This window comes from Nonomuraea sp. NPDC059023 (assembly GCF_042740095.1).
Taxonomy (GTDB): domain Bacteria; phylum Actinomycetota; class Actinomycetes; order Streptosporangiales; family Streptosporangiaceae; genus Nonomuraea.
The window spans coordinates 52,144-75,746 of the sequence record NZ_JBHYIO010000033.1 but is presented as its reverse complement, the minus strand read 5'-3'; the positions used below and the strand labels follow the sequence as shown (position 1 = coordinate 75,746).

General features: G+C 67.3%; 23 protein-coding genes and 1 pseudogene. 9 read left to right on the top strand and 15 right to left on the bottom strand.

The window, feature by feature from the left end; all coding sequences use genetic code 11:
* Nucleotides 1-139: 139 nt before the first annotated feature.
* Together ACFWYW_RS41940 and ACFWYW_RS41935 are read right to left on the bottom strand one after the other, a co-directional pair.
* Nucleotides 140-619 carry a hypothetical protein gene (locus ACFWYW_RS41940; protein ID WP_379610136.1) on the bottom strand — a complete coding sequence of 160 codons (480 nt, stop codon included), beginning with the start codon at nucleotides 617-619 and terminating at the stop codon, nucleotides 140-142.
* A 428-nt stretch (nucleotides 620-1,047) separates the two neighbouring features.
* On the bottom strand, nucleotides 1,048-1,398 hold the full coding sequence (locus ACFWYW_RS41935; protein ID WP_379610135.1) for an Lsr2 family protein: 351 nt from the start codon (nucleotides 1,396-1,398) through the stop codon (nucleotides 1,048-1,050).
* 1,368 nt (nucleotides 1,399-2,766) lie between these two features.
* Here ACFWYW_RS41935 and ACFWYW_RS41930 point away from each other — a divergent pair.
* Nucleotides 2,767-3,372, top strand: coding sequence for a DUF305 domain-containing protein (locus tag ACFWYW_RS41930; RefSeq protein ID WP_379610133.1), 606 nt, complete (start codon nucleotides 2,767-2,769; stop codon nucleotides 3,370-3,372).
* A 54-nt stretch (nucleotides 3,373-3,426) separates the two neighbouring features.
* Here the strand turns inward: ACFWYW_RS41930 and ACFWYW_RS41925 are convergent, their stop codons facing one another.
* The 7 genes from ACFWYW_RS41925 to ACFWYW_RS41895 form a co-directional block, all read right to left on the bottom strand.
* The gene (locus ACFWYW_RS41925; protein WP_379610132.1) at nucleotides 3,427-3,816 is read right to left on the bottom strand and encodes a hypothetical protein; all 390 of its coding nucleotides are present in this window, start codon (nucleotides 3,814-3,816) and stop codon (nucleotides 3,427-3,429) included.
* 181 nt (nucleotides 3,817-3,997) lie between these two features.
* Nucleotides 3,998-5,500 (bottom strand): multicopper oxidase family protein, encoded by a 1,503-nt coding sequence (locus ACFWYW_RS41920; RefSeq protein WP_379610131.1) that lies wholly within the window; start codon nucleotides 5,498-5,500, stop codon nucleotides 3,998-4,000.
* Between the two features lie 57 nt (nucleotides 5,501-5,557).
* On the bottom strand, nucleotides 5,558-5,899 hold the full coding sequence (locus ACFWYW_RS41915) for a hypothetical protein (protein ID WP_379610129.1): 342 nt from the start codon (nucleotides 5,897-5,899) through the stop codon (nucleotides 5,558-5,560).
* A 133-nt stretch (nucleotides 5,900-6,032) separates the two neighbouring features.
* Nucleotides 6,033-6,989: a M56 family metallopeptidase gene (locus ACFWYW_RS41910; protein WP_379610128.1), complete on the bottom strand. Its 957-nt coding sequence runs from the start codon at nucleotides 6,987-6,989 to the stop codon at nucleotides 6,033-6,035.
* A complete protein-coding gene (locus ACFWYW_RS41905) occupies nucleotides 6,986-7,360 on the bottom strand; it encodes a BlaI/MecI/CopY family transcriptional regulator (RefSeq protein WP_379610127.1) in 375 nt (124 codons plus the stop codon). The genes ACFWYW_RS41910 and ACFWYW_RS41905 overlap by 4 nt, the downstream gene beginning before the upstream one ends.
* A 190-nt stretch (nucleotides 7,361-7,550) precedes the next feature.
* Nucleotides 7,551-8,453 carry a hypothetical protein gene (locus tag ACFWYW_RS41900; RefSeq protein ID WP_379610126.1) on the bottom strand — a complete coding sequence of 301 codons (903 nt, stop codon included), beginning with the start codon at nucleotides 8,451-8,453 and terminating at the stop codon, nucleotides 7,551-7,553.
* 11 nt (nucleotides 8,454-8,464) lie between these two features.
* A complete protein-coding gene (locus tag ACFWYW_RS41895) occupies nucleotides 8,465-8,806 on the bottom strand; it encodes a GNAT family N-acetyltransferase (protein ID WP_379610125.1) in 342 nt (113 codons plus the stop codon).
* Between the two features lie 332 nt (nucleotides 8,807-9,138).
* On the opposite strand from ACFWYW_RS41895, the gene rsgA reads away from it, so the two are divergent.
* The 3 genes and pseudogenes from rsgA to ACFWYW_RS41880 all read left to right on the top strand — a co-directional run bounded on the left by rsgA (nucleotide 9,139) and on the right by ACFWYW_RS41880 (nucleotide 11,540).
* Nucleotides 9,139-10,221 carry a ribosome small subunit-dependent GTPase A gene (gene rsgA / locus ACFWYW_RS41890; protein ID WP_379610124.1) on the top strand — a complete coding sequence of 361 codons (1,083 nt, stop codon included), beginning with the start codon at nucleotides 9,139-9,141 and terminating at the stop codon, nucleotides 10,219-10,221.
* Nucleotides 10,218-10,799: pseudogene (locus tag ACFWYW_RS41885) on the top strand (class I SAM-dependent methyltransferase); the annotation flags it as partial. The gene rsgA and the pseudogene ACFWYW_RS41885, both read left to right, overlap by 4 nt.
* A gap of 231 nt (nucleotides 10,800-11,030) precedes the next feature.
* On the top strand, nucleotides 11,031-11,540 hold the full coding sequence (locus ACFWYW_RS41880) for a GNAT family N-acetyltransferase (protein WP_379610455.1): 510 nt from the start codon (nucleotides 11,031-11,033) through the stop codon (nucleotides 11,538-11,540).
* Nucleotides 11,541-12,087: 547 nt separating this feature from the next.
* On the opposite strand, the gene ACFWYW_RS41875 is transcribed toward ACFWYW_RS41880, so the two are convergent.
* A complete protein-coding gene (locus tag ACFWYW_RS41875; protein ID WP_379610123.1) occupies nucleotides 12,088-12,591 on the bottom strand; it encodes an RICIN domain-containing protein in 504 nt (167 codons plus the stop codon).
* Nucleotides 12,592-12,778: 187 nt separating this feature from the next.
* Here ACFWYW_RS41875 and ACFWYW_RS41870 point away from each other — a divergent pair, with 187 nt between their 5' ends.
* A complete protein-coding gene (locus ACFWYW_RS41870; protein ID WP_379641253.1) occupies nucleotides 12,779-13,813 on the top strand; it encodes a response regulator transcription factor in 1,035 nt (344 codons plus the stop codon).
* A 100-nt stretch (nucleotides 13,814-13,913) separates the two neighbouring features.
* Entirely contained in the window at nucleotides 13,914-14,198 is a 285-nt protein-coding gene (locus ACFWYW_RS41865; RefSeq protein WP_379623300.1) for a hypothetical protein, read from the top strand.
* Nucleotides 14,199-14,292: 94 nt separating this feature from the next.
* Here the strand turns inward: ACFWYW_RS41865 and ACFWYW_RS41860 are convergent, their stop codons facing one another.
* Together ACFWYW_RS41860 and ACFWYW_RS41855 are read right to left on the bottom strand one after the other, a co-directional pair.
* On the bottom strand, nucleotides 14,293-14,784 hold the full coding sequence (locus ACFWYW_RS41860) for a DUF4240 domain-containing protein (RefSeq protein WP_379623302.1): 492 nt from the start codon (nucleotides 14,782-14,784) through the stop codon (nucleotides 14,293-14,295).
* A 291-nt stretch (nucleotides 14,785-15,075) separates the two neighbouring features.
* Entirely contained in the window at nucleotides 15,076-15,579 is a 504-nt protein-coding gene (locus ACFWYW_RS41855) for a DUF3841 domain-containing protein (RefSeq protein ID WP_379623304.1), read from the bottom strand.
* 1,196 nt (nucleotides 15,580-16,775) lie between these two features.
* On the opposite strand from ACFWYW_RS41855, the gene ACFWYW_RS41850 reads away from it, so the two are divergent.
* Nucleotides 16,776-18,548: a non-ribosomal peptide synthetase gene (locus tag ACFWYW_RS41850; RefSeq protein WP_379623306.1), complete on the top strand. Its 1,773-nt coding sequence runs from the start codon at nucleotides 16,776-16,778 to the stop codon at nucleotides 18,546-18,548.
* Complete coding sequence (locus tag ACFWYW_RS41845) at nucleotides 18,545-19,759, top strand: cytochrome P450 (RefSeq protein ID WP_379623308.1); 1,215 nt, start codon at nucleotides 18,545-18,547, stop codon at nucleotides 19,757-19,759. The genes ACFWYW_RS41850 and ACFWYW_RS41845 overlap by 4 nt, the downstream gene beginning before the upstream one ends.
* A 65-nt stretch (nucleotides 19,760-19,824) precedes the next feature.
* On the opposite strand, the gene ACFWYW_RS41840 is transcribed toward ACFWYW_RS41845, so the two are convergent.
* From ACFWYW_RS41840 to ACFWYW_RS41830, 3 genes are read right to left on the bottom strand one after another with little or no spacing between them, the layout of a single operon-like run.
* The gene (locus ACFWYW_RS41840) at nucleotides 19,825-20,664 is read right to left on the bottom strand and encodes a DNA-methyltransferase (RefSeq protein ID WP_379623310.1); all 840 of its coding nucleotides are present in this window, start codon (nucleotides 20,662-20,664) and stop codon (nucleotides 19,825-19,827) included.
* A gap of 40 nt (nucleotides 20,665-20,704) precedes the next feature.
* Complete coding sequence (locus ACFWYW_RS41835; protein ID WP_379623312.1) at nucleotides 20,705-21,886, bottom strand: cytochrome P450; 1,182 nt, start codon at nucleotides 21,884-21,886, stop codon at nucleotides 20,705-20,707.
* 11 nt (nucleotides 21,887-21,897) lie between these two features.
* Nucleotides 21,898-23,100, bottom strand: a complete 1,203-nt coding sequence (locus tag ACFWYW_RS41830) for a hypothetical protein (protein ID WP_379623314.1) — start codon at nucleotides 23,098-23,100, stop codon at nucleotides 21,898-21,900.
* Between the two features lie 75 nt (nucleotides 23,101-23,175).
* On the opposite strand from ACFWYW_RS41830, the gene ACFWYW_RS41825 reads away from it, so the two are divergent.
* Nucleotides 23,176-23,436, top strand: a complete 261-nt coding sequence (locus ACFWYW_RS41825; RefSeq protein ID WP_379623316.1) for a phosphopantetheine-binding protein — start codon at nucleotides 23,176-23,178, stop codon at nucleotides 23,434-23,436.
* Nucleotides 23,437-23,603 lie beyond the last annotated feature (167 nt).

Genomic DNA, 23,603 nt, shown 5'->3' with positions numbered 1-23,603 from the left:
GTGCGGGAGGCCGCAATGTGGCGGTCTCTCGTGCCCGGCGCCGGCGCCAGCTCCTCCCTGTGAGGGAGCAGCCGAAATGGCACCGCGGTCAGGTTTTCCTTGAGCCTCATCGCGCCAGCCCGGCGACGGACCTACGCCGCTAGTTGAAACAATCCTGTTTGTTGAGCGCGATGCCGTACTCGGTGACCTTGCCGCGCTTGACGCTGAAGGAGTAGTAGGCCTTCTTGTTGCCGGGGACCGTAATCACGTAAAAGCCGTGGGCGTCCTTCTTGATACGCGGGTAGGCCGCCTTCACCTGCTTCGCAGTAGAGCCGATCATGATGCCTTCAGGGGTTCTCATGCCCTTGGCGGCGAAGATGGCCGCCAGCCCCACCTTCGGCGAGATATAGATGCCGACCGAGTCCTTGGGGGTCGGGAAACTCTTCAGGTCCCAGCCGGAGCAGCCGCCGCCGCCCGGCATCTTCTTGACCACGGCCCCCGTAGCCCTGGCCTGCTTGACGGTCAGGCCGAGCTTGACAGCGCCGTAGCCGTGGGGACCCAGCGTCGGCTTCGTCTGGGCGGCCGCCGCGGTGACACCGGAGACCAGCAACGAACCGGCGAGGAGCGAGGCTCCGATCATCGTCTTCATCATGCTCTGCTTTGACGGCGAAGTACCGGAAAAGGTTCTGGCAACCTTGCGGCCTTCGCTGACACCCCTCCGCGATCCGCATCGGCTACGCCCGCGTGTCCACCCGTGGCCCAAGCTTCAACCGCCAACTCGCCGACCTCACCGCGTCCGGCTGCCGCAAGATCTTCACCGACGAGAACGCTCTCCGCCCCGAACCCGTGGCCTGGTGCCCTCCTCGAAGGGCCGTCCTCTACGCCAGTTCGGCGTCGCTGTACTTCAGGCAGCGAGTACTGCCTTAACCTCGTACGTGTATCGCGCTCTAAACGGAGAGGCGCCCTGAACGGAGATGGCTGCTAATAGATGCACTGAAAGCATAGAATTAGGGATATCGCGACAGGTTCCCTCGTCCAGGAGAACGAGGGAGTTACTTGCCGTCTGACCTAGTGAGCAGCTTCGTACTTCTCCACGACAGCTGAAGCGATACGACCGCGCTCGCTGACAGGCAGGCCGTGGCTCTTGGCCCACTGGCGGATCTCGGCGGACTTCTCACGGCTCAGGGCGGGACTGCTGCCACTGGCCGCTACACGCCGGCCTCTACGAGCGCTGGACTCGCCCTTGACCTCGCGAGCGAACTCAATCCACTCCGCCATGGACTCATCGAAAGCCTTATCGTGCGCTGCCGAGAGATCGATCTCGTATGACTTCCCCTTGTAGGAGAACGTGACGGTTCCCGCGGCGTCGGTGGTGCCGTCGATGTCGTCAACGAAGGTCTCAACGATTTGCTTCGCCATGCTTCTGCTCCAAAGGTATGTAAGGACTGCCGGGCACCCTAACGGTTCCCAGAAGCGTTCGTGGTTCTTTTCGGTCACCCTCAACCACGGCTATCTGGTGAGGAGGCATCGTGTGGGGCTCGGGAACACGAACCATCGCCAGTCCTGGGCCCGACGTCTGCTGTCCCTGCCCGCGCTGCTGTTGCGGAGTGAATTCTCCGCGAAGGCGGAACTGCGGAACGCGGTCCCGCGCCGTCAGATCCCACAGGTGCGCTGCGAAGTGAAGCCGCCGCGTGGCGTGTGTGATCAGAGCGGCAACCTCCTGCCTGGCCCACGTGTCCTCATGGCCATGGCTGTCGTTGGGTACGGCCTGCCGCGCAAGGTACAAGAGGCCGTGGCCCCGCAGCGCGCGCGAACCCCCGGACGAGCCCGAACCGGGTGCATTGGGCCGACCGGATGTGGCACAGGCGAGCGTCCCACAGAAGAAGATCGCCACCGTCGCCACGCCGGATGCCGGCCCTCCGGGTTGAGACGTTGGCGTCGGCGGGGATGCTCGCCGTGCTGATCTGACAGGGGCGGGGCTCCCGCGGTGCCTTGCCCCGGGATGCGACACGCCCGCCGGATAGCGGTGAGCGCTCGCCGTTAGTCGAGAGTGCTGAAGGCCGTCGCCCGGCCGGGCAACGTGAGAGCCGGCATCAGCCCCGCGGTACCGGCGCGTATGCGATCCATAGCCGCCCACTTCTCGACCACGCGGACAGCGGCTCCACGGCTCTACTATTACTATTCGTAGCTCATCATGTGGGTGAAGGGCCCAGGGAGTGGGCATGGGTTGGCGGCTTGAAGGCGGATGCAAAACGCTTGGCCTACTAGAGTGCATAGTGAGGCGATCGAGCTACGGGGGAGTGATGAAGGGACCGCGTTCGTACCGCGCTGTGCGTGTGTCGCGCTGGTGTCTGCTCATCCTGCTCACCCTCGGCGTCTGCGGCATGCACACCCTCGGTCACATGGGCACCGACCACGCCGCGTCGAAGGCGTCGGCCGTGGGTGGGCACGCGTCGGGTAGCCCGGTCGATCCCGGACGGGGTATGCCTGATCTTGACCCAACGTCCATCTGCCTCGCAGTGCTCACGTCGTGGATGCTTCTGGCGCTGATCGGACGACGAAGCCGTGGCAACGGGTCACCGCGCGCCTCCTCTCCGGTCCGCACACGCGTGCGCGGAGTCGCCCGGTCACCTCCCGGTCCGGTGGCCCTGTGCTTGGTGCGTCTCTCGGTGATGCGCATATAGGCCGGTCATGCCTGCGGGATCGGGCCAGAGGCCCTCCCGCGTCACCGGTCGGCACATCAACCCAACCCAGAGAGTCACAGTTATGCACAGGAATCGATCGACCATGCGCAGGTTCTCGCTCGGAGCCGTGGCCGGAGCGGGCGCACTCATCCTCCTCACTGCTTGCGGCGGCAGCGGTGACGCGATGGCCGGGCATGAAGGTATGTCCAGTTCGGCTCCGGCCGCCACCGCCACCGCCAGCGCGTCACCGTCCGCGTCCTTCAACGACGCGGACGTGATGTTCGCGCAGATGATGATTCCGCATCACGAGCAGGCCGTGGAGATGGCTGAGCTCGCGACCACCCGCGCGGCGGACCCGGAGATCAAGGAACTCGCGAGCGAGATCAAGGCCGCCCAGGACCCCGAGATCCAGACCATGAGGGGCTGGCTCACCGCTTGGGGCAAGCCCATGCCCTCCGGCGGAATGGGACATGACATGCCCGGCATCATGTCCGAGGCGGACATGAAGCAACTCGAGGGCGCGAAGGGGGCGGCCTTCGACAAGAAATTCGCTGAGCTGATGATCGCTCATCACAACGGCGCGATCGAGATGGCGCGAACGGAACAGTCGCAGGGAGCCAACGCGGAAGCCAAGGCTCTGGCGAAGGCGATCGAGAGCGCGCAGCAGTCGGAGATCGCACAGATGCGGAAGATCCTCGACCGGCTCTGACCGAACGCGTGTGCCCAGGAGCGATCCTGGGCACACGCGCCCCCTAAAAGGATTTCACTGCCAGCGCTCACGCGGGATGGCCCCTCTGACGGTGCAGCCGTCCGGGGTGCCATTGATCGAGACGGTCCCCGACATGACGGCAAGGGCGGCACGCATGCCGGCCTTCTTCGCGTCGCTGCCCATGCCGTCATCGCTCACCGTGAAGAGCAGGCCGTTCGTGCCGGTGGTGACGGCGACGGACACCATCGCGGCACTGGCCCGCTCCTCGATGCCGGCCAAAGCCTCGGCGACGCAGGCGAGCACCGCTTCGGCCACCCGATCGGGTACCTCCTCGGCCGGCAGTGCCCAGGTCTCCACCTGGATGCCGGAGCGATGGGACCAGCCGGCCAGTTGTTCCTTGAGCGTCTGGGCCAGATTCGTGTCCCGCTGCGTTCGTGTGCGCATCCATCCCACCTCCATCTACTATGAATAATAGTAGATGGAGTTTCGGAAGACGTCATCGACGCGGCCTACGTGCGTCTCCGCGGCTCGGGCGTGTCCCGCCAAAAGGCATGCCTCAGGGCGAAGAGCTGGAGGAACGCACTGCTCGGATCGCGCTTGATCCCATGGGGCCTGCGGCTACGGGCTACCCCGCCGCATAGCCCAGGAGGGTCATCATCCCCGATTCCGCGTGGTAGATGTTGTGACAGTGGATCATCCACAGCCCCGGGTTGTCCGCGTCGAAGTCCACGTCGAGTGTGCTGCCGGGCAGCACGATGACGGTGTCCTTGCGGATTCCGGACGGCAGGGCGAAGGTGTGGCCGTGGAGATGCATCGGGTGCCACATCGTCGTCCGGTTGACGAAGGAAAGACGCACCCTCTCTCCCGAGCGCACCGGCTCGACGATCTCAGGGGCGTACTTCTTGCCGTTGATCGCCCAGTCGTAGGCCGCCATGGTGCCGGTGAGTTCCAGCCTGACGGTGCGGTCGGGCCGCTTTTGCGGCAGCCGTACCCGCTCATGAGGTTGGAGCTTCGCGTAGTGGACGACCTCCCCTTCGAGCTCGCGCGGACGATGGCCGAGCTTGGGTGTCGCGGCCTGAGGGCTGGTGCGGACCAGCGCGCGAGCTGCGGCGGCCTTGCCTTCGGCGAGCGCGACCAGCGGGAAGACGCCGTCTTTGAGGGTGACCAGCACGTCGTAGCGTTCGCCCATGCCGATGAGGAGCGCGTCGGCGTCCTTCGGCTGTACGGCGAAGCCGTCGGTGTGGGTGACGGTCAGCCGGTGATCGGTCAGAGCCACACGGAACGCGGTGTCACCGCCGGCGTTGATCAGCCGGATGCGCAGGCGGGTGCCCGGCTTGGCGCGGAAGGTCGTCGGCTCGGCCGGTACGCGGCCGTTGACCAGGAAATGCGGGTATCGGACGTCCCCCGCGTCGCCGCCGAGCAACGGGCTCATCGCGCCCATCAGCATGTGCTTGCCCATTCCGGTGGACGAGGGACCTGGCGTCATGTCCCCATGGTCCATGCCCGGCATGCTCATCCCGCGCGACAGTTCGGCGAGGACGTCTTCCGGTGAGCCGGTGACGCCGTCCAGCCAGTCATCCAGGATGACCACCCATTCGTCGTCGTAGCCGAGGGGCTCGTCCGGATCCTCGACGATGAGCGGCGCGTACAGGCCGCGGTCCAGCTGGGTGCCGGAATGGGGGTGGAACCAGTACGTGCCGGGGTGGGCGGCGGTGAATTCGTAGGTGTACTCGGTGTCGGCCTTGATGGGAGCCTGGGTCACCCCTGGCACGCCGTCCGCGTCGTTGCGCAGGGCGAGGCCGTGCCAGTGGATGGTCGTGTCGGCCGCGAGCTGGTTGGCCAGGCGGGCGCGGACCACCTCGCCCGCCGTGACGTGCATCGGGCGGCCGGGTACGCGTCCGTCGTAGGCCCAGGTACGGACGACCGGCCCGCCGAGGTCCACCTGGCTTTCGGCGGCGGTCAGCCGGAAGTCACGGATCCTGCCGGGACGGCGGGCCAGCTCCGCGGCGCGCACCCGCGCGTCCGCCGGTCCGACAAAGGCCGGGGCGGGAGGTGCGCAGGCCGTGAGAGCGGCCCCGCCCAGCAGTCCGATGCCGGTTTTGAGCAGGGTGCGTCGATCGATGTTCATGGTGTCGCCTCACATGCGAGATCGTGCTCGAAAGGGATCGCCGGAAGACCGGACGATCTAGATCAGGAGCACGGCTGGTCGCCGAGGTGAGACGAGGGGAGGCCCGCGAGGCCGGCTCTGCCGGATGGGTGTCCGTGTGCGTCGCGGGACGAGCGGGCCGGGGGTGGTCCCCAGGGCGAACAGGGTCAGTATCAGGCTCGCGGCCGTGCCGAGGAATGCCAGGCAGACCCAGCCGTCGTCCGGGTCCGGGTCGGCGGGTGCGGTCTGCGCGGAGACGTGACTCGTGGCCGGTGCCATGTCATGTCCCCGCGGGTGACCCAGCGAGTGCATCGCCAGGATGCCGAGGGCCAGGACGACGAGCATCATCAGGCGCAGGATCACCGGACGAGCTCGCTTCATGAAGCCAGGCTACACGAACAACTATGTATCATAGTAAGTAAGGGTCGGGTCCGGACATGATTACCGTTTCTGGCCTGCTCAGAAATAGTCCTCCGGGTGGTGGGCCAGTGATCGACGCCGCGAAAAGCCACGATCAGAGGAGCGAGAGCGCGTGGCAGTGGTGGGCCACGAAGGAACTCAGCCCGGGGACGGCGGCCAGGGCGGTGGGGCCCGCCAGTAAAGCGCCGACTGCGGCCATCCCCGCCAGCCTCTCCCGGCGGTGCAGCGGGACGGCCGGGCTGAGCATGCGGCGTACCCGGGTCAGCGCGGTCTCGCCTCCCGCGCCGAGCGCGAACGCGGGAACGCGGCCGGTGGCCAGGCCGACCAGGGCGGCGGCGATGTGCGCACGGGGGTGGTGGCGTGCCGCCACGTCGTCGGCGAGCAACTCGATCAGCCGGACGACCTCGCTCCTGGCCCTGGAGAACAGCGGCACCCGGGGACACGCGCGGGCGAAGGCCTCCGCGACGGCGAGTACCAGGTGGTGCCGCCCGCGCAGATGGGCCCGCTCGTGGGCGAGGACGGCGGCGACGTGCGCGGGGGCCAGCGATCGTAGCGCGCCGGTCGTGATGACGGTCTTGCCCTGGCGGCCGGGCAGGCAGTAGGCCAGACGCTCGCCGTGGTCGAGGACGATCGCGCCGAGGTCTCCGTCGTGGCGGCCGACGAGGCTCAGCATCTCGGCGTGCCGCGCGCGTTCGCGGCGAGCGGTGAAGAGTACGGCGGACAGGCAGTACGTGGTCCTGGCCACGATCAGTCCGCTGAGGAGAAGGGCCGCGCGAGCTCCCCACGACGAAGCGGCCGTGTCGAAACCGGCCGCGAGGAGGGCGGCGCACGCTTCGAACAGACCGGCCAGGCCATGGCCGATGGCGTCGGGGGGTATGGCCGCGGCCAGGCCGCCCATGACAGCCGAGGCGACGACGGAACTGCACGCGGCCAGCCACATGGCGATCGCCAGGCGGGGAGCGCGTTCCGACCAGTGCGCCCGGGTCAGCAGCCGGGGGAGCAGGACGGCGGCGGCGAGGGCGTACACCGCCAGAATGGCAACGACGATCACGAGCGGTGCCTCCTCGGGGGGTACACCTGGAGCGCAGACTCCAGCGCCGTCGCCTCCTCCGGGCTCAGCTGTTCCAGGAAGTGCACCAGAGTGGCGGCGTGGTTGCCGCTGCCCGCCAGGGTCTCCCGCATGAGCCCGGCGATGTACGCCTCCTTGGTGGCCACCACCTCGTACAGGTAGGCCTTGCCCGCCGGCTTGCGTTTGAGCAGGCCCTTGGTGTGGAGCTTGTCCATCACCGTCATCACGGTCGTGTAGGCGATCGCCCGCTCCTTGCGGAGGATCTCGAGTACGTCCCGGACCGAGGTGGGCCTGCGAGACGACCACAGGAGATCCATGATCGTGGACTCCAGGTCTCCCAGAGAGCGCACCATGCGACCGTCCTTCCTGCCTGCGAGCCTTCATACTATCTATAGTCGTAGTTAAGAGGGGAGCGGGCGGCGAGCCGGGGTCTGCCCATGCGCCGGGAGGCCGGCGTGGCGTCGGGGGCTGGGCCTTGAGCGGGTCGAAGCGGTGATCGCCGCGCCCGCCCAGCCTCGTCTCGTCGCGCCGTGAAGCGCCAGGTCATGGACGCTTGAAGCCGATGTGCAGGTGGTCCTGGTGCACGGTGTCGGTGAAGGCTCCGCGGAACGCCCAGGGGCCACCCACTTCGTCCGAGCCGTATCTGATGGCCGTCTCCATGAGCGTACGAGCGGGATTGGGGCCCTTGTCGCGCGCGTGGGCGGCCACCCGCCGGCCGTCGATCGCCCAGATGTCCACGGCCCGGCCGCGGGTGTGGTTGCTCGTCGACATGCTGCCGAACACCTTCGCCGGATGTCCGCTGGCCAGCACCGCGACGGAGATCCGATGCTCACGTGACAGGCGCAGCAACATCCGCAGGACCCGATCGTCGATGCGCCCGGCCTGAACGTCCCAGCGGGCGCTGTCGGGCAGCACGATCCTGCCGCTCGCCAGCACCCTCCTGGCCGGCGTGCCGCTCTCGGCGTCTCCGGGCGCAGTCCCGCCCAGAGATGCCAGGCCGGTGACGGTCCAGCCCTTGACTCGCTTCGCCAGCCGGACGTCGACGGTCCGCGTCCTGGTGACCAGTTCGGTACCGCGTTGCCGCGACAGCCGTACGACGGCCATGATCGAGGCGCGCTCGGCCATGAGACCGCCCAGCTGCGGATAGATCACCTGGATCGCGCCTGCCGCTTCGCCGTCGAGCAGGCCCGCGGCGCGGGTGACCGGACCGACGGGCAGCTTCAGCGCGGCCATGCGCGCGCGGCTGGCCGCGAGCGACCCTTCACCGGCGCCAAAGGTGAACAGCGCCTCAAGGTAGGCGACGGCGGCGCGTTTGACCGGCCGGGCGGGCTCGTCCGCGTTTACGGTGTACGGCTTCGCCGTCGCGGGAGCCGGCGTCGCGCGCGCCCTTTGCGGTGATTTGGCCGGTCCGCAGCCTGCCAGCGCCAGCGTGAGGAGCGAGCTCACCAGCGCCCTGCTCACAGGTCCAGTACGAAGGGTGTCCACGTCTTGCCTTCCGCGTCCCGCACCGGCGCTCCTCGTTTCCAGCCGAGGTCGGCATAGAGGCGATGAGCGGCCTCGTTGTCCTGCTCCGCCTGCAGTACGAGCCGCTCGACGCCGTGGACCTTGGCGATGTCCACGAAACCGGACACCAGCGCGCTGCCCACGCGGCAGCGGCGCAGCTCCTGGTGGACGGCGATGTGGTTGAGCACGCCCGTGCGGCGGGAGGTCCCCTCGGTGGTGCCTGCCGCACGGATGCCGCGGGCGTAACGCCTGGGACAGGTCGGCTCGGTGCAGGCGCACGACGTCGGGTACGTCACGCAGTTCCATAACGCGCAGCACGGGTGGAGGCATGGCCACAAACTACCTCAACTACGATGATCGATAGTAGATTAGTTTCGGCGGGTGCTTCTACTGGCAAGTCGCTGGGAGTGCTACAGTGCTGATCGTTGGCTGTTTTGGATGACCGGTTGAGAGGGAGGTGAGGTTTGATGACCGCGGTGAAGACCGCTGCCGTGTGCAGCGCCCGGACATTCCTCACGTCCCGGGCCCCGGTCTGACCCACTTCTCACCCTTTGCCGTGAGCCGTCCGGCTTACGAGGCAGGGTAGCGTCTGCGTCTCGTCGGGGCCCCTTCACCAAGGTGTCTCACGTTGCCAAATCTCTTCACGGATCCATCCGACGCCGGCCTGACCCGCTACGGATGGACGGAAACACTCGACAACGCCTTCGCAGAACACCGCGAGGCCGGCCTGGTGCCGGCCCGGATCGCACGGGTGGATCGTGGCCTGTGTGACGCGGTCACCGAGTCCGGCCCGGTGCGGGCCACGCTCTCGGCGCTGTACTCTCCCGACCCGCTCCTCGCGCCCTGCACCGGCGACTGGGCCGCCCTGCGCCCCGGTCGCGAACCCGGACTGGTGGCCCTGCTACCGCGGCACAGCGCGATCGTCCGCTCGTCGGCGTCGCGCAACTCCCACGCACAGGTGCTGGCCGCCAACGTCGACACCGTTGTCGTCGTCGTCTCACTGACCGTTCCGCTGGACGCGGCCCGGCTGGAGCGGCTCCTGGCCCTGGCATGGGACAGCGGCGCCACGCCGCTGATCGTCTTGACCAAGGCGGACCTGGCCGCCGACGCCGCCGCCGTACACGCCGAAACGAGCACGCTGGCACCGGGCGTGGACATCCTGATCACCAGCGCGGCCACCGGGCAGAACATCGATGTGCTGACCGCGCTGCTGAGCGGCACGACGGTCCTGCTCGGATCCTCCGGCGCGGGCAAGTCCAGGCTCGGCAACGCGCTGCTCGGCGACGAGCTCCTGGCCATCGGCGAGGTACGGGCGCAGGACGGCAAGGGCCGCCACACCACCGTCCGGCGCGAGCTGGTTCCCCTTCCCGGCGGCGGTGTCCTCATCGACACTCCCGGCCTGCGCGGGATCAGTCTCTATGACGCCACCGACGGCCTGGAACAGGTCTTCGCCGAGATCGAACACCTCGCCCGGGACTGCCGCTTCGGCGACTGCTCCCACAACACCGAACCGGGTTGCGCGGTTCAGGCCGCCATCCAGGGGGGCGAGCTGACCGAGCGCCGTCTGGCCAGCTACCGCAAGCTACAACGCGAGAACGCGTGGGCGGCCTCGCGCACCGATGCCCGGCTACGCGGCGAACGTACCAACCGGCAGAAGGCCATCACCAGCCATCTGCGCGCCACCTACAAGTTCAGGGACCAGCAGTCATGACCGACCGCACTCCCGGGCCGGACCATTCCCCGCACGACCCGATCACCAACCCCGTCGTGACGGCGTTCTTCGCCCTGCACCACGGCCTGCCCCGCCAGGGGCCCGGCTCCGACGCGACCACCCGCCGCCTGCTCGCCATGGCCGGACCGCTTCCCCCGCACCCGCGCGTGCTGGACATCGGCTGCGGGCCGGGCCGATCCAGCTTGGTGCTGGCCGAGGAGGCCGCCGCCGAGGTCACCGCGATCGACCTGCACCAGCCGTTCCTCGACGAACTGACGCGGGCCGCCGCCGCCCGCGGCGTCGGCCACGCCATCAGGACCGTCCGGGCGTCGATGGCGGATCTTCCCTTCCCCAGTGAGAGCTTCGACCTGATCTGGGCTGAAGGATCCGTCTACAACATCGGCTTCGACACCGCCCTGCGCTCCTGGCGGCGGCTGCTCGCCCCCGGCGGCACGCTGGTCGTCACCGAATGCGAATGGACCACCCATTCCCCGTCCGCCGAGGCACGGGCGTTCTGGGACCGGCACTACCGGCTGCGTACCCAAGACCAGAACGCCGCCGCGGCGCGCGCTGCCGGATACGCCGTCGCCGCGCTGCACCCGCTCCCCGACAGCGACTGGTTCGAGGAGTACTACACGCCGCTGTCGGAACGAACCCGCGCGGCCGACCCGACCGAGGCCGGGATGCGCGAAGCGGTCGCGGCCACCCTGCAAGAGATCACCATGCGCCACGAGCACGGAACTGACTACCAGTACACCGGCTACGTCCTGCGCCCCCAGACAGACACAGAAACGGACACGAACACCCCCATGACCACGTGGATCACCCGCCCCGAGACCACCGCCGACCTCGCCCAGATCCGCGAGGTCAACCTCGCCGCCTTCCCCACCTCTCACGAGGCCGACCTGGTCGAGGCGTTGCGCGCCGACCCGCAGGCGTGGATCCCCGGCCTTTCCTGGGTCACCGAGGCGCACGACGGCTCCATCGCCGGCTTCGCGCTGCTCACCCGCTGCCACGTCGACGGCTCTCCGGCCCTCACTCTGGGCCCGTGCGCCGTGTCGCCCGAGCACCAGCGGCGCGGCGCCGGTTCGGCCGCCATCCACGCCGCCCTCGACGCCGCCCGTGAGCAAGGCGAGAACCTCGTGCTCGTGCTCGGCCACGCCGAGTACTACCCCCGCTTCGGCTTCGTCCCGGCCTCCGGTCACTCCATCCGGCCGCCCTTCGACGTCGAGGACAAATACATGATGGCGCTCGCCTTCGACCCCTCCCGGCCTGTGCCCACCGGCACCATCCGCTACCCGGCGGCGTTCGGAGTCTGACCCACGCTCTCCCGAGATTCGGCGCTCAGCCGACCTCTGAGGCGGGGGGCGGGGCCGGGGGGGGGACCCCCACACCCCCCGCCCTCCCCGCCCCCCGGGGGGGGCGGGGGCGGGCGGGCTTTGGACCCCCTCCCCCGCCCCGCCCCCCCGCCACGGGTTCAGGGAAGTCTTCACCGCTGAAGGGCCCTCGCCGCGGATGCCCGAGGATGACCGCCATCTGCGAGCGGGTCATCGGCACCCTGCGCCGTGAAACTCCTGGACCGGATGCTGATCCTCAACGAACGCCACCTGACCTCGTAGCTCAATATTCGGCGGCACAAGAGAAGAGCCAAGGATGAGCACGCTCATGCCTGTCATCCTGCTGATGAGCACACGAGTCCGGGTAGTTCACCGTGCACCGCCTTGGTGTGCATATTGCATCAAGGCGGGCATCCCCGATTAAGAAGGACCAGCAGGCCGCCCGTAGGAAGCTCGGTTCCATGGGCGCCGGCGACGTCCGCCTGGGATGGCGGCTGATAGTCGCGAACGACCCGTCACACCCTCGTGCTCACGCGGTGCGCCATTGCTGGTGGGGCGGGAGAGTGTTGTCGCAGTCACGGATGATGAGTGCGGCTCCCTTGTGGGGATTGGACTCGACGATGGTCAGGCATCTGTTGGACCTGGGGTTGCGCAGTTGCTTTCCGTTCCATGACCACTGCTGTGGGGCTCCGCCGTGACAGGTCCACATGTTGATGCCGGCGCCGTTGTAGATATTGCCGTCCTGGACGTCCAGGCATTTACCGTTGAGGTCGCTCACGAGGGCTTGGCCGACGAAACGCCAGCGTTGGTTGTTGGTGCCAATGCAGTCGGACATGTGTACGGCGGCGCCGTCACCGGTATTGGCGGCACGGATTTCCAGGCAGTAGTTGTTGACGTTTTCCGTCGTGAGTACAAAGCCCACCGCCCGGTTGGTCTGCTGGTGTCGTGAGTCGGCCGCCGCCCCCGAGGCGGCCAGCGCGCCGGCAGCGGTAATGGCTGCGGCCAAAATGGTGATGCTTCGTGCTCTGCTCATGGAATTCCTCCGCTTGTCGGTGCTTGATACGAGGGCGTCCAGGACGTTCCTGTTTGCTGTGCGCTTTGACCATCACCCATGCGCCGGGAGCCGGCCATCCCCGGATCTGGGGATAGCGCGGAAAACGCATGGCCGGGCAGAGCGTGAAGGCTCATGCTGGAGGCAGTGGCGTCCTCGGGGGTTGGCGATGACCAAGAGCCGTTTTCTGGTACGGGACTTGCACGCGCACGCACGCCACCACGCCACCGCCGGCGAGCTGGGCGAGGCGGTCTCACAGGTGGTGGCGCCCGTCGTAGCCCATGACGCGCTCCGGCTGGTGGGCACCAGCCCGACCTCCGACGTGGGTTCGTTCAGCTTCTGGCACGGCGTCGAGCCCGGCCTCGGCCGCCCGTGGCTGCTCAACTATTTCGCCGGCGCGGAGCCGTACCCGATCGAGGACCTGGCCCGATTGCCGATCCCGGCAGGGACGATGAGCGGCGGCGATCGGCACGTCGACCCGGCCCGGCAGCTGCTGGCCGCCCACGGCGTGGGCGGCCAGCTGCGGTTGCTGCTGCGAGACGCGCGCGGCATCTGGGGCACGCTGGACCTCCTGCGCGGCCAGGATCGTCCACCCTTCGACGATCAGGACGTACGGCGGGCCGCAAGCCTGACCCCAGCCCTGCTGGCAACTATCCGCAGCTATGTAAAGGCAGGGCCATTGGCCCCGCAGTCCGCAGCGCCGGCACCCGGTGTCTTCATCGTCGGCGCCGACCACACGATCCGTACGGCCACACCCCCGGCACGCGCCTGGCTGGACATGATCCGTGAACGTCAGCCCAATCCGAGCTGGACCAGCGAGCCGTTCATGGCCGGGATGGCGATCAAAGCGCGCGAATACGCCCGCGACCCTCACAACCCCCGCCCGCTCTGTGTCGGCCCTTCGGCCGGGTACGGCCATTGGATGGTGTGCCAGGCCGAACCGTTGGACGACGGCAGCCAGGACGTGGCGATCATCATTCAGGCGGCTGCGGGCGAGCACCTGCTCACGTGCTTCAGCGACTGGTACGAACTCACCCGGCGGGAACGCCAGGTGCTCGCGCATCTGCGCGACGGGCTGTCGCGCAAGCAGATCGCCCGCCGTCTGGAGTTGTCGATGCACACCGTGAGCGACTTCCTCAAAGCGATTCACCGCAAGACCGGAGCCACCGGCCGCGACCAACTTCTCGCCGCCCTCATCCCCTGACCACCAGCCAGACATCGCGGCTCGGCTCACAACCACCACTCCTTCTCGATCAGAGTGGTTCGTCCAGGCAGGTGAACGCTGTCCTACGCTCCTGCAAGACGTGTGCCAGGCACCTACAGCTCCCCTCACCGAAGCCGAGGCCAGCCTGCTGCTGTCGGTCATCTGGTGCGGACGCTCCCGCAATACTCCGTCTTCCGCATCCAGCACCTCGAGCTCGAACGAGCTACGCCTGTGCGGGCTCATCCACGACAAGGGCGCCCCCAGCAAGGCCGAGCGCCTCGGCGATGAGGACTACCTCCAGGGACTGCTGTACGGAGTCAATACCGCGCTCAACGAGTCCGCCGCCGGGGATGTTGAGCGACAGGCGAGGGGGCTCTGGCGCTGATCTTGTTGCAAACCCCTGCGGTTCCCAGGTCTTGTTGGCGGCTCCCTCTGTGTGTGACAAGTCGCCGAGCCGCCTTTCGTCCTGAAGCCAGGCTCTAGTCGGAGGAGGAGTTCAGGAACAGCGCCGCCAACCGAGGTAGCCGGCGGTGCATCTCGGCGGAGTCGTCGAAGTCGAAGTCTTCACCCATGTCGAACTCACCAGGCTGCCGTGGATACCGCTGCTCTTGAGCCTCGAAGAGGCCGTCGTTGCCTGTGATGCGCTCGTAGGCATGAGAGGGGGCATAGGTGAACTCCTCGTAGAAGATGTTCTCGCCGTCGTCTCCAGCCAAGGCTGTTGCCTGAACGAGTGTGAGGTCCGCGAGGTCGTCCGGGTTGGCGAGGGCAACCTGGTAACACTCACGCCCCTGGGCGATGATGCCTGCTCGGAAGTCCATGAACGAGTCGTCACTGCAGCCACCGCCGATCAGATAGGCGGCGGCCCAGACGTCCCAACGACAGAGCGCCGCCTTGTACTCGTCGTAGTGCTGGCGGTAGTCAACGACTGCCTCGGCCGGCATGTCTGCCAGGACTGTCTCCAAGGCCTCCAATTCACCTTCCCCAAGATCATGTACGGAGCTGTCAAGAAGACCTGGGAATTCCCGCCAAACTAAAGCCTGGAAAATCGGGGTCCCCGGGTGTGCCTACCGATCGCTGCTCCCGCGCTCCATCGTCTGGAACCCTCCGCCGGCCCGGTGCCGTGGACCGACGAAGGAGGCCTGCCGCGCCGATCGCCCCAGCCGTCCACGGCCTCGGCCAACCCCCTGCGGGTCGGCAGGTCGGGCACAGTCTTCTGTCTCGTTCGCCGCCGCGGCCAATGCTGAGCGACAGCGGTCGCGAGGTCAGGAGTCGTCCTCCTCCTTCGCTGGATCGAACGATTCCAGAGGGCGGGCGCTGCGAACATGTCCAGCCAGTACGCGTGGCAAGCACGCCTGCACACCGGCGAGCTCCTCCCGATCAATCGACCAGTCCATGGTCGCCGGCCCTCCGCCCAGGAGGGTTGCGTCCATGAAGTCGTTCCAGCGTCCGTACGAGCTGAGCAAGACCATCTCGTCCGGCACATCCAGGTCCAGGACGACGTAACGGGCGTACTCCTCGTCGGTCTCCGGGCAGAGGAGGAGATCAGCCGTCACGGCGACCGCGTTGTCGCGGGTGTCCCGCCCGAGCCACGCCCACACCGGCGGACGGCCCCGGCAGTCGAGGCCGCGCCTGGCCATCTCCGCCACCATCTCCTCGTACGCCGGCCGATACGACGAGACCAGCAGGCGGGCCCAGTCGCCGACCAGTTCGCCGTCGGTCTTCAGCGAGTCGAGAATCGCCCGGTGCTGCACTGTCCACAATCGCACCGGGCGATTGTGGCAAGACAGCGCAGCACATTCCACACAATTGAATCTGGTGCCGATCATGCCGGGATCGGAAGGTGTTTCGGTCGCTACGCCCGGACACGAGCTCCATTCAACACGCCTTACCTGCCAGAAGAGATCATCTGTATCTGACCTGCGAGAAGAAGGCCAAGAACCTGAGATAAGCCGCGCGTCTACCTGCGCATGCTCCCTACACCCGAGCCCGACCCAGCCGACGACATTGCCTCTCACCTGGCGGCCAACGCCTGACTCCCTGGCATGGCGCAGACCTGGACTTTCACCGGCGTGGTCTGCACCACAGGCGCCGACTTCACCCAGGATCTTGCTCGTCGTCGTGCTGGTGCTAACCGGGTGCGGTGCCTCGGTTGAACTGCCGCGTTTCGCCGAGCCCCCGTTCCGTCGAGGAGGTCGCACGCCAGTTGCGCGAACACGAGCTGCACGGAGAGTCGTCCCTCCCGGCTGTGGATGACGTCTTCCAGCTGTGTCCAGGCGCGCCGAGCCGCAGGCCGTGGCCACATGGTGGCCCGGCTGAAGACGGATCCGCCGGTGCGCGCGAGGTTCATGCCGATGCCCGACGTGGCGCAGGCGGCGCGCCTGGTGGCTCAGGCCACGGGGTGGCACGTGACTGCGCGGGACCGGCGAGCGGCACCGTGGTGAGGGGATGGTGGGACAGATGACCGTGTCCGCCGTCAAGCGTGCCGGCTGGTCGGGCGTGCAGGTCATCACGAGCGGGCGGAGTGGGAACGACACCGAGGCTTCGGCAAACGCCCCTACATCCTCCTCGGCATCAGACCCGGAGTGCCGGGGTTCGACGTAGCATACCGGCGCCACTCCTGCCCAGTGCCGAAGAACGTTGCCGGTTGAGCAATCATAGATCGATGTTGAATTCTCCTGCTTTACATACGCTCGGCGGGCAGGGGTTGCCGCCGAAACTCGATGGCGGACGACCTGCGCGCGATTCTTGACGCCTTGAGAGTGCGAGTGCTGAGCACGCCAGGCCCTCATTGCGCGTGACCTGCTTGGCTATGTGATTATTTCGCGCGTTGACCATATTTCGAAAGCCTCATTAGCCTGTCATTTCAGATGGTATTCACGAAAATCGCCGTTCCTTATCGGCTGCCCGAGACCCTTGTGCAACTGCGCATCGCGCCACTTGCACGTCGTCTTCAGGAGGGACCATGGCGGACAGTGCGCCCCGCACATTAACCGAACTCTTCGACCGGTCGGTGCGAAAATATCCGGACCGGCCGGCCGTCACCGACGGCACGCAGTCCCTGACCTACGCGCAGCTCGATCGAGAGGCGGGCATCGTCGCCGCGTCCCTACGCCGGCACGGCGTCGGACGAGAGGATCGAGTAGGCGTCTACCTCAGCAGGTCGACCGGCCTCTTCGCCGGGATTCTGGGCGCGCTGAAGGCGGGCGCCGTCTACGTCGCGGTGGACCCGCGCTACCCGGACGCCCGCCGTGACTTCATGCTGGAGAGCAGCGGCGCCAAGGTCGTTCTCACGGACCGCCACACGCGAGACCGCCTCGGAGAACTGGCCATCACCACCGTCGATGTCGACGAGCCGGCGGAATCCGGTGAAGCCGCCGACGCCGAAGTCAGGCCCGGCGACGCGGCCAGCCTTCTCTTCACTTCGGGGTCGTCGGGTGAGCCCAAAGGGATCGTCCTGGAGCATCGCAACCTGGTCTCCTTCGCCGAGAACCCCGCTCTTCCCGCGCTGCTCCCGGAGGATCGGGTGGGGCAGGTGTCCAGCGTCTCGTTCGACGCCTTCCACTTCGAGATGTGGTGCGCTCTCGCCGCCGGGGCGCGGACCGTGGTGCTCCCGCCGGTGCCGGAGCTGCTCGCGGGGGACTTTCAGCGGCAGATGAAGCACTATGGCATCACCGCCATGCTGGTGCCGACCATGGTCGTCAACCACGTGGTCCGTGAGGACCGGGACGCTTTCTCCTCCCTCCGGATCCTGGCCACGGGCGGAGACGTGCTCACCCCGGCCGCCTGCCGGGCGTTGCTGGGCGGCCGGTTCAAGGGAGAGCTTTACAATCTCTACGGCCCGGCTGAGATCACCACCGCCTGCACCTCTCATCGGGTGAGTGCGGTGGACGCCGACTCGGAGGCCATCCCCATAGGCAGGCCGCTGCGGGATGTGTCGTTGCGGATCCTCTCGCCGGAACTCCAGCCCGTCGCGGACGGCGCGGTCGGCGAACTGTATGTCGGCGGCCCAGGGGTGGCGCGCGGCTATTTCGGCAGGGACGACCTGACCGCGGAGCGCTTCGCGACGGAGTCCGTGGACGGCCGTGAGGTCAGGATGTACCGGACCGGCGATCTCGTGCGCCGGCGCGAGGACGGCACGCTTCTGTTCGTCGGCCGGGCCGACGGTCAGGTGAAGATCCGCGGATACCGGATCGAGCCCGGCGAGGTCGAGCGTAGTCTGATGCGCTTCGCCGAGGTCCACGACGCCATCGTGCTGCCGGCCGGTTCCGGTGACGACCGCCGGCTCGTCGCCTTCGTCGTGGTCGAGGAGTCCCTGGGCGTGAAGGATCTACGCCACCGTGCCGAGGCGCACCTGCCGGATTTCATGGTGCCCGCGAAGTTCATCGTACGGCCGGAGATCCCCGCCACCACGCACGGCAAACGGGACATGGACGCTCTGAGGGAACTCCTCGCGGATCACCTACGCCAGGAGCAGGCGTACGCCGCTCCCGAAACCGGCACCGAGAAGTATCTGGCGGAGCTGTGGGAGGAACTCCTCAGCGCGGAGAAGATCGGCAGGAACGCCGAGTTCTTCGAGCTCGGCGGGCACTCGCTGCTGGCCTTCCGCATGCACCACCGGATCTGCGGTGATCTGGGGGCGGAGCTCGAGTTCCCCGCCGTGCTCGCCCATCCCGTGCTCAAGGACCTGGCCCTGGTCATCGACACGGCGCCGCAGCGTGAGGCGAAGGCCTCATGAGAGCGGCACTCGGCACCGACCTGACCGACATCGACCTGTTCGTCGAGGGCGCCCACGAGCAGGCTTTCGCGGCCCTGCGAGCCGAGACGCCGATCTACTGGAACGAGGGCGCCGACGGCAGCCGGTTCTGGGCTCTGACCAGGTATGAGGATGTCCTGTGGGCCTATCGCGAGCACGGGCTCTTCGGTTCCGGCCGAGGCGTCATCGTGGGGGGATCGTTCCGTGCCGAGGGCGACACCTCGGCGGGGCGCATGCTGGTCTCCACCGACCTGCCCCGGCACCGCATGCTGAAGCAGGCGATCTTGCCGGCCATGCGCGACGCCGTCGCCAAGCGGGTCGCGAGCCGCGTGGCCGGGCTGCTCGAAAGGGCGCTGGCCACCGCACGGCGTGACGGGGGATGCGACTTCGCCACCGACATCGCGACCGAACTGCCCGCCGGCGCACTCATGGAGATCATGGGAATCGGCCATGCGGACGCCCACCGCCTCATCGGGCTGACCCGGCGCATGGTGGGCTACCGGGATGAGATCTTCGTGGACACCGGGGGCCATGAGCGCCTCCGGCTCGCCTGGCTGCAGTCCGAGGTGTTCGAGTTCTTCGCCGGCATCCTCAAGCAGCGCCGCCGTGACCCGGGGGAAGATCTGGTCAGCATGCTGTTGAAGGCGGAGGTGAACGGTCGCCGGCTGACCGGGGAGGAGGTCTTCTACAACTGCATGAATGTCGCCGTCGGCGGCAACGAGACCTCCTCGCACAGCGCGTCCACCGGACTGCTCGCGTTCATGGACAACCAGGATCAGTACCGGATGCTGCGGAGCGGCGCGTGGCGGTCACAGCTCACCGTGGCGGAGGTTCTGCGCTGGAGTTCGACCAACGCCTACGTGCAGCGCTCGGCGCTACGCGATGTCACCCGCGGAGGGATCACCATCAAGGAGGGCGATTCCATCACGCTGTGGAACTATTCGGCCAACCGTGACGAGACCGTGTTCCCGCACGCGGACCGTTTCGACATCACCCGGGAGCCCAACCGCCACCTGTCCTACGGGGCGGGCCTGCACCGCTGTATCGGAGCTCCGATCGCCTACGCCGAGCTGTCGCTCCTGCTGGAGTCGCTCGCCGGCTCCGGGATGACCTTCGCCCTGGCCGGCGAGGTGCGGCGGCTGCGCTCCAACTTCATCCTCGGGATCACCCGCCTTCCCGTGGCGGTCGTCTGAGAGACGGTAGAGCGCGCGAGCGCGGCCGGTGCGATCGTCCGCACCGGCCGCGCTTCGGTTTCGTCTCAGGACACCGGCCGCGTCGCCTCCCCGGTCACCAGGTCATCGATACGTTCCCTGGCCACGTCGATCACCTTCTCCGACATGTCATTGCATGCCCACTTCCGCCCTGTCAGCTCGGCGGCGATCGCCGTGGAGCCGATTCCCACGCAGGGGTCGACGACGAGATCGCCTTCCGACGTGAGAAGTTCGATGAAGTACGTCGGGAGAGCCACGGGATAGCGGTCGATGTCGGGAAGGACACCCTCGGCCGCGCATCGATCCAGATACCGGAAGTCGGTGTAGGAGTCGCCCATGGTCAGGAGGTTGCCGAACGGATGGGTCAGGCTGCTCTGGTACTGGCGGACCTTGGTGGTGTCGACGGGCACGTCCGGCGTACGCGACAACCAGTACAGCGTGCTGACCGAGTCGTGCAGCCGGATACGCTGCTCGTCCACCCACGTGTCGCGCGCGTAGAGCAGTTGCGGGTTGTACCAGTAGAACTCCTGCAGCAGATGCCAGCCGCCCTCGCCGAGCAGTCGCGACAGGGCGGCGTAGTTCTGAATCGTGCGGACGGGGCGGTCGTCCGCCCAGGTGCACCCCATCTCCAGCACGACGCTCCCGTCGGGCAGCAACACCCGATCGAACTCCTTCATGAACCTGAGGAACCAGTCTCCGAAGCGTGGGCACGCCGGGTCATCGGATGTGATCGTGTACGGTCCCGTGAACCACAGGGACGACATGATGAGGCGCACGCCGGCGTCGGGCAGCGTACCCAGGAAGTCGATGGCGTCACCGCGGGTCAGTACCCCGTTGGCGGTGCTGGTGACGTGGGCCTGGCCGAGGCCCGCGGCCGGTTGGTTCATGAGATCTCCTCCAGTCGGTGGTGTCGTGAACTCCGCGGGCTCACCTGACCCAGCGCGCCTTCGCGGGCAGGCTGGTGATGGTCCGCTCGCTGGGAGTGACGCGACGTTCGATGGGCCCGTCGATCTCCCAGTCGATGAGCCGTGCGGTGAGTTCCTCGAAAAGGGCGATGAGTTCCAGCCGGGCCGCCGCGACCCCCAGGCAGTGGTGGATGCCGATGTTGAAGGACAGATGCCGCTGGACGGGGCGATCGAGGAGCAGGGACCCGGAGTCGTGCCAGCGACGCTCGTCCCGGTTCGCGGAGGCCCAGATCAAGATCACCCGTTCACCCGCTGGAATTCGCGTTCCGTGCACCTCCACCTCTCTGGTGGTGACCCGCTTGAACCAGTGGAAGGGCGCGTCGAAGCGGAGAAGCTCCTCCACCGCGCCGGGGACGATCTCGGGCTTGGCCTTGAGCAGTTCCCACTGATCCGGGTTGTCACGCAGATGGACGAAGGCGCTCGCGATGGTGGCGCTGGTGCTGACGATCCCGGCGTCGAAGAGGAAAAGGATGTTGGCCAGCGCCTCGTCGTGTGACAGCTCTCCCGCGAGCATCGCCCCGGACAGCACCGAGAGCAGGTCGTCGCCGGGCCGGGTGCGGCGCTTGGCGAGCTCGCGGGACAAGTACTCCCACATCTCGTCGCGGGCCGCCATCGCCTGCGCCGGCAGCTCGATCATTCCGGGATTGCGCTCAAGCATGGTCGAATGCCAGGCGCGTAACTGCTCTTGATCGCTTGCCGGCAGCCCGAGCCAGGCGCAGATCACGCCCGCGGGCAGCGGATAGGAGAGATCCCGCGCGATGTCCACGGATTCCTGTCGCGCGAGCCGGTCGATCAACGCGCTCACTTTGTCGCGCACCATCGGTTCCAGCCGGGCCCGCACCTTCCCGGCGGAGAACTCCTTTCTGAGCACGCCGCGAATCCGGGTGTGTCTGGGCGGGTCGGCGCAGTCCATGGCGGGCGCCGGGCCGAACAGGAGCCCGGTGTCGTCGAGGTCATTGCCCTGTGCGGAGGAGTAGGTTCTCCAGTCCATGGCTGCCGCCTCGACGTCGGCGAAGCGTGACAGCGCCCAGAAGTCCACCCCCTCCACGGTCTGCCCGTGATACAGCGGCGCCTCGGAGCGGAGCCTCCGATAGACCGGATAGGGGTCCTCCGCCAATTGCAAGGGGTCGTAGGTGAGTTCCATGTGCGTCTCCTTCACCGGTCGAGCACGGGCTTGACCATGGATCCCCTCGGGGTCAATTCCATGTCGTTGGTGTGCCGGCGGACCCACGACGGCGCGGTGCTTTCGCCATTTACGCCCTTCTCGATGAACACCAGGTTGTGGTAAATGTGGATCGCCGTGACCGACCGGTCGAGATAGGAGCCCAGGCGCGACTCCTCATCGAGCTGGTCCTGATGGTGCAGTCCATCGATGAGCTTCTTCAGGAAGCCGATCCATGTCGCCGTGTGGGTGAACGACGTGTGGCCGCCGTTCCACCCGGGCCAGTAAGACGTCTGTACGTCTTCGACGACATAGAGCCCACCGTCCTTGAGCAATGGGAACAGCGTGTGGAACGCGGTGATGGTGTGCGAGCTGATATGGCTGCCATCATCGATGATCAGGTCGATGCCGTCGATCTGATCGGCGACTTCGCGCAGCGAAAGAGGGTCCGACTGGTCGGCCCGATGAATTCGCACGCGCGGCTGGGCGAGCGGTGACTTGTCGAAGATGTCCAGGCCGTGAATAATCCCGCGACGGAAATAGGATTTCCACATGCGCAAGGACTCTCCGCCCTCGTCGGGCGCTTCGAAACCGCCTATACCTATCTCCAGGACATTTACCCTCCGGTCGCGGTACTTCGCGAAGTGGCGGTCGTAGTGGGCGGCGAACCAGTTCTCCCCCCACTTGTCGGCACCCGCCTTCAGCGCTTCGTGGCGGACCGACGGCGCGACCGGTGACAAGGCGTTCAGCACCTCCCCGGCCACCCGTCCGGCCGCCTTGTAGCGCAGCAGCCACGGGTCGTCGGGGGCGTTCGTCCTGGGCCCGGGCTCGCCGTCCACGCTCACGACGCGGGTGGCGTCGCATGCGGCGCCAGGCCGGCCGTAGAGCGCGAGCACCAGGTCTCGCAACTCCCAGCGGATGGTCACACTCTGCTGCGGCGCCTTCCCCTCGGTGACCTGGATTCCGGCCGCGCCCACGCGCAGTGCGAATTCCACCGAGCGGTCGCCCGCCGAAAGCAGGAATTGCACGTCGACCGCCGGCTCGGTGACCGTCGCGGGATTCAGCCGGAAAGTCAGCTCCTCCAGCGCCGCCCGCGCCACGTGGCAGGGATTCTCCCGGCGTAACCGGTCGGCGATTCCGTGTTCGCCGGCGTCCGCGATATCCAGGAGTAGTTCGGTCATTTCGACGTCGTTCATGTGTCCGGCTGCCTTTCTTGACCGACGGGCTTCTGGTCCTGATTATTGGGCTACACCGTTCGAGGGAGCAAGGACATGACCGTCATCATGAACAGCGTTACACTCCGGGAAATCTGGCAGGATATCCTGGGAGTCGAAGTCGGCGAGACCACGGATTTCTTCGACGCCAGCGGTGACTCGTTGTCGGCCATGCGCATCTACGCGCGGGTCACGGATGCTTTCGGCGTCGTACTTCCGCTGAGCACTATTTTCGACAGTCCCCGTTTCGACGAGTTCGCCCTGGCCGTGGAGGCGCACGCCCAGTCGCAGCGCGGCGACGGTGAACAGAGGCGTTGACTCCCCGTCGTCACGCGGGGAGGGTTCGATGACAAAGGCGCTGTGCATGTGACACCATTCCGCACTTGCACAACGTCCTGGTCGGCGACAACGAGGTGGAGCGTTGGACTTTCTCGCGGGAGTAAGGACCCAGGCCAAAGTCCTGGGGGCGGCTGGCGCGGTTTCTG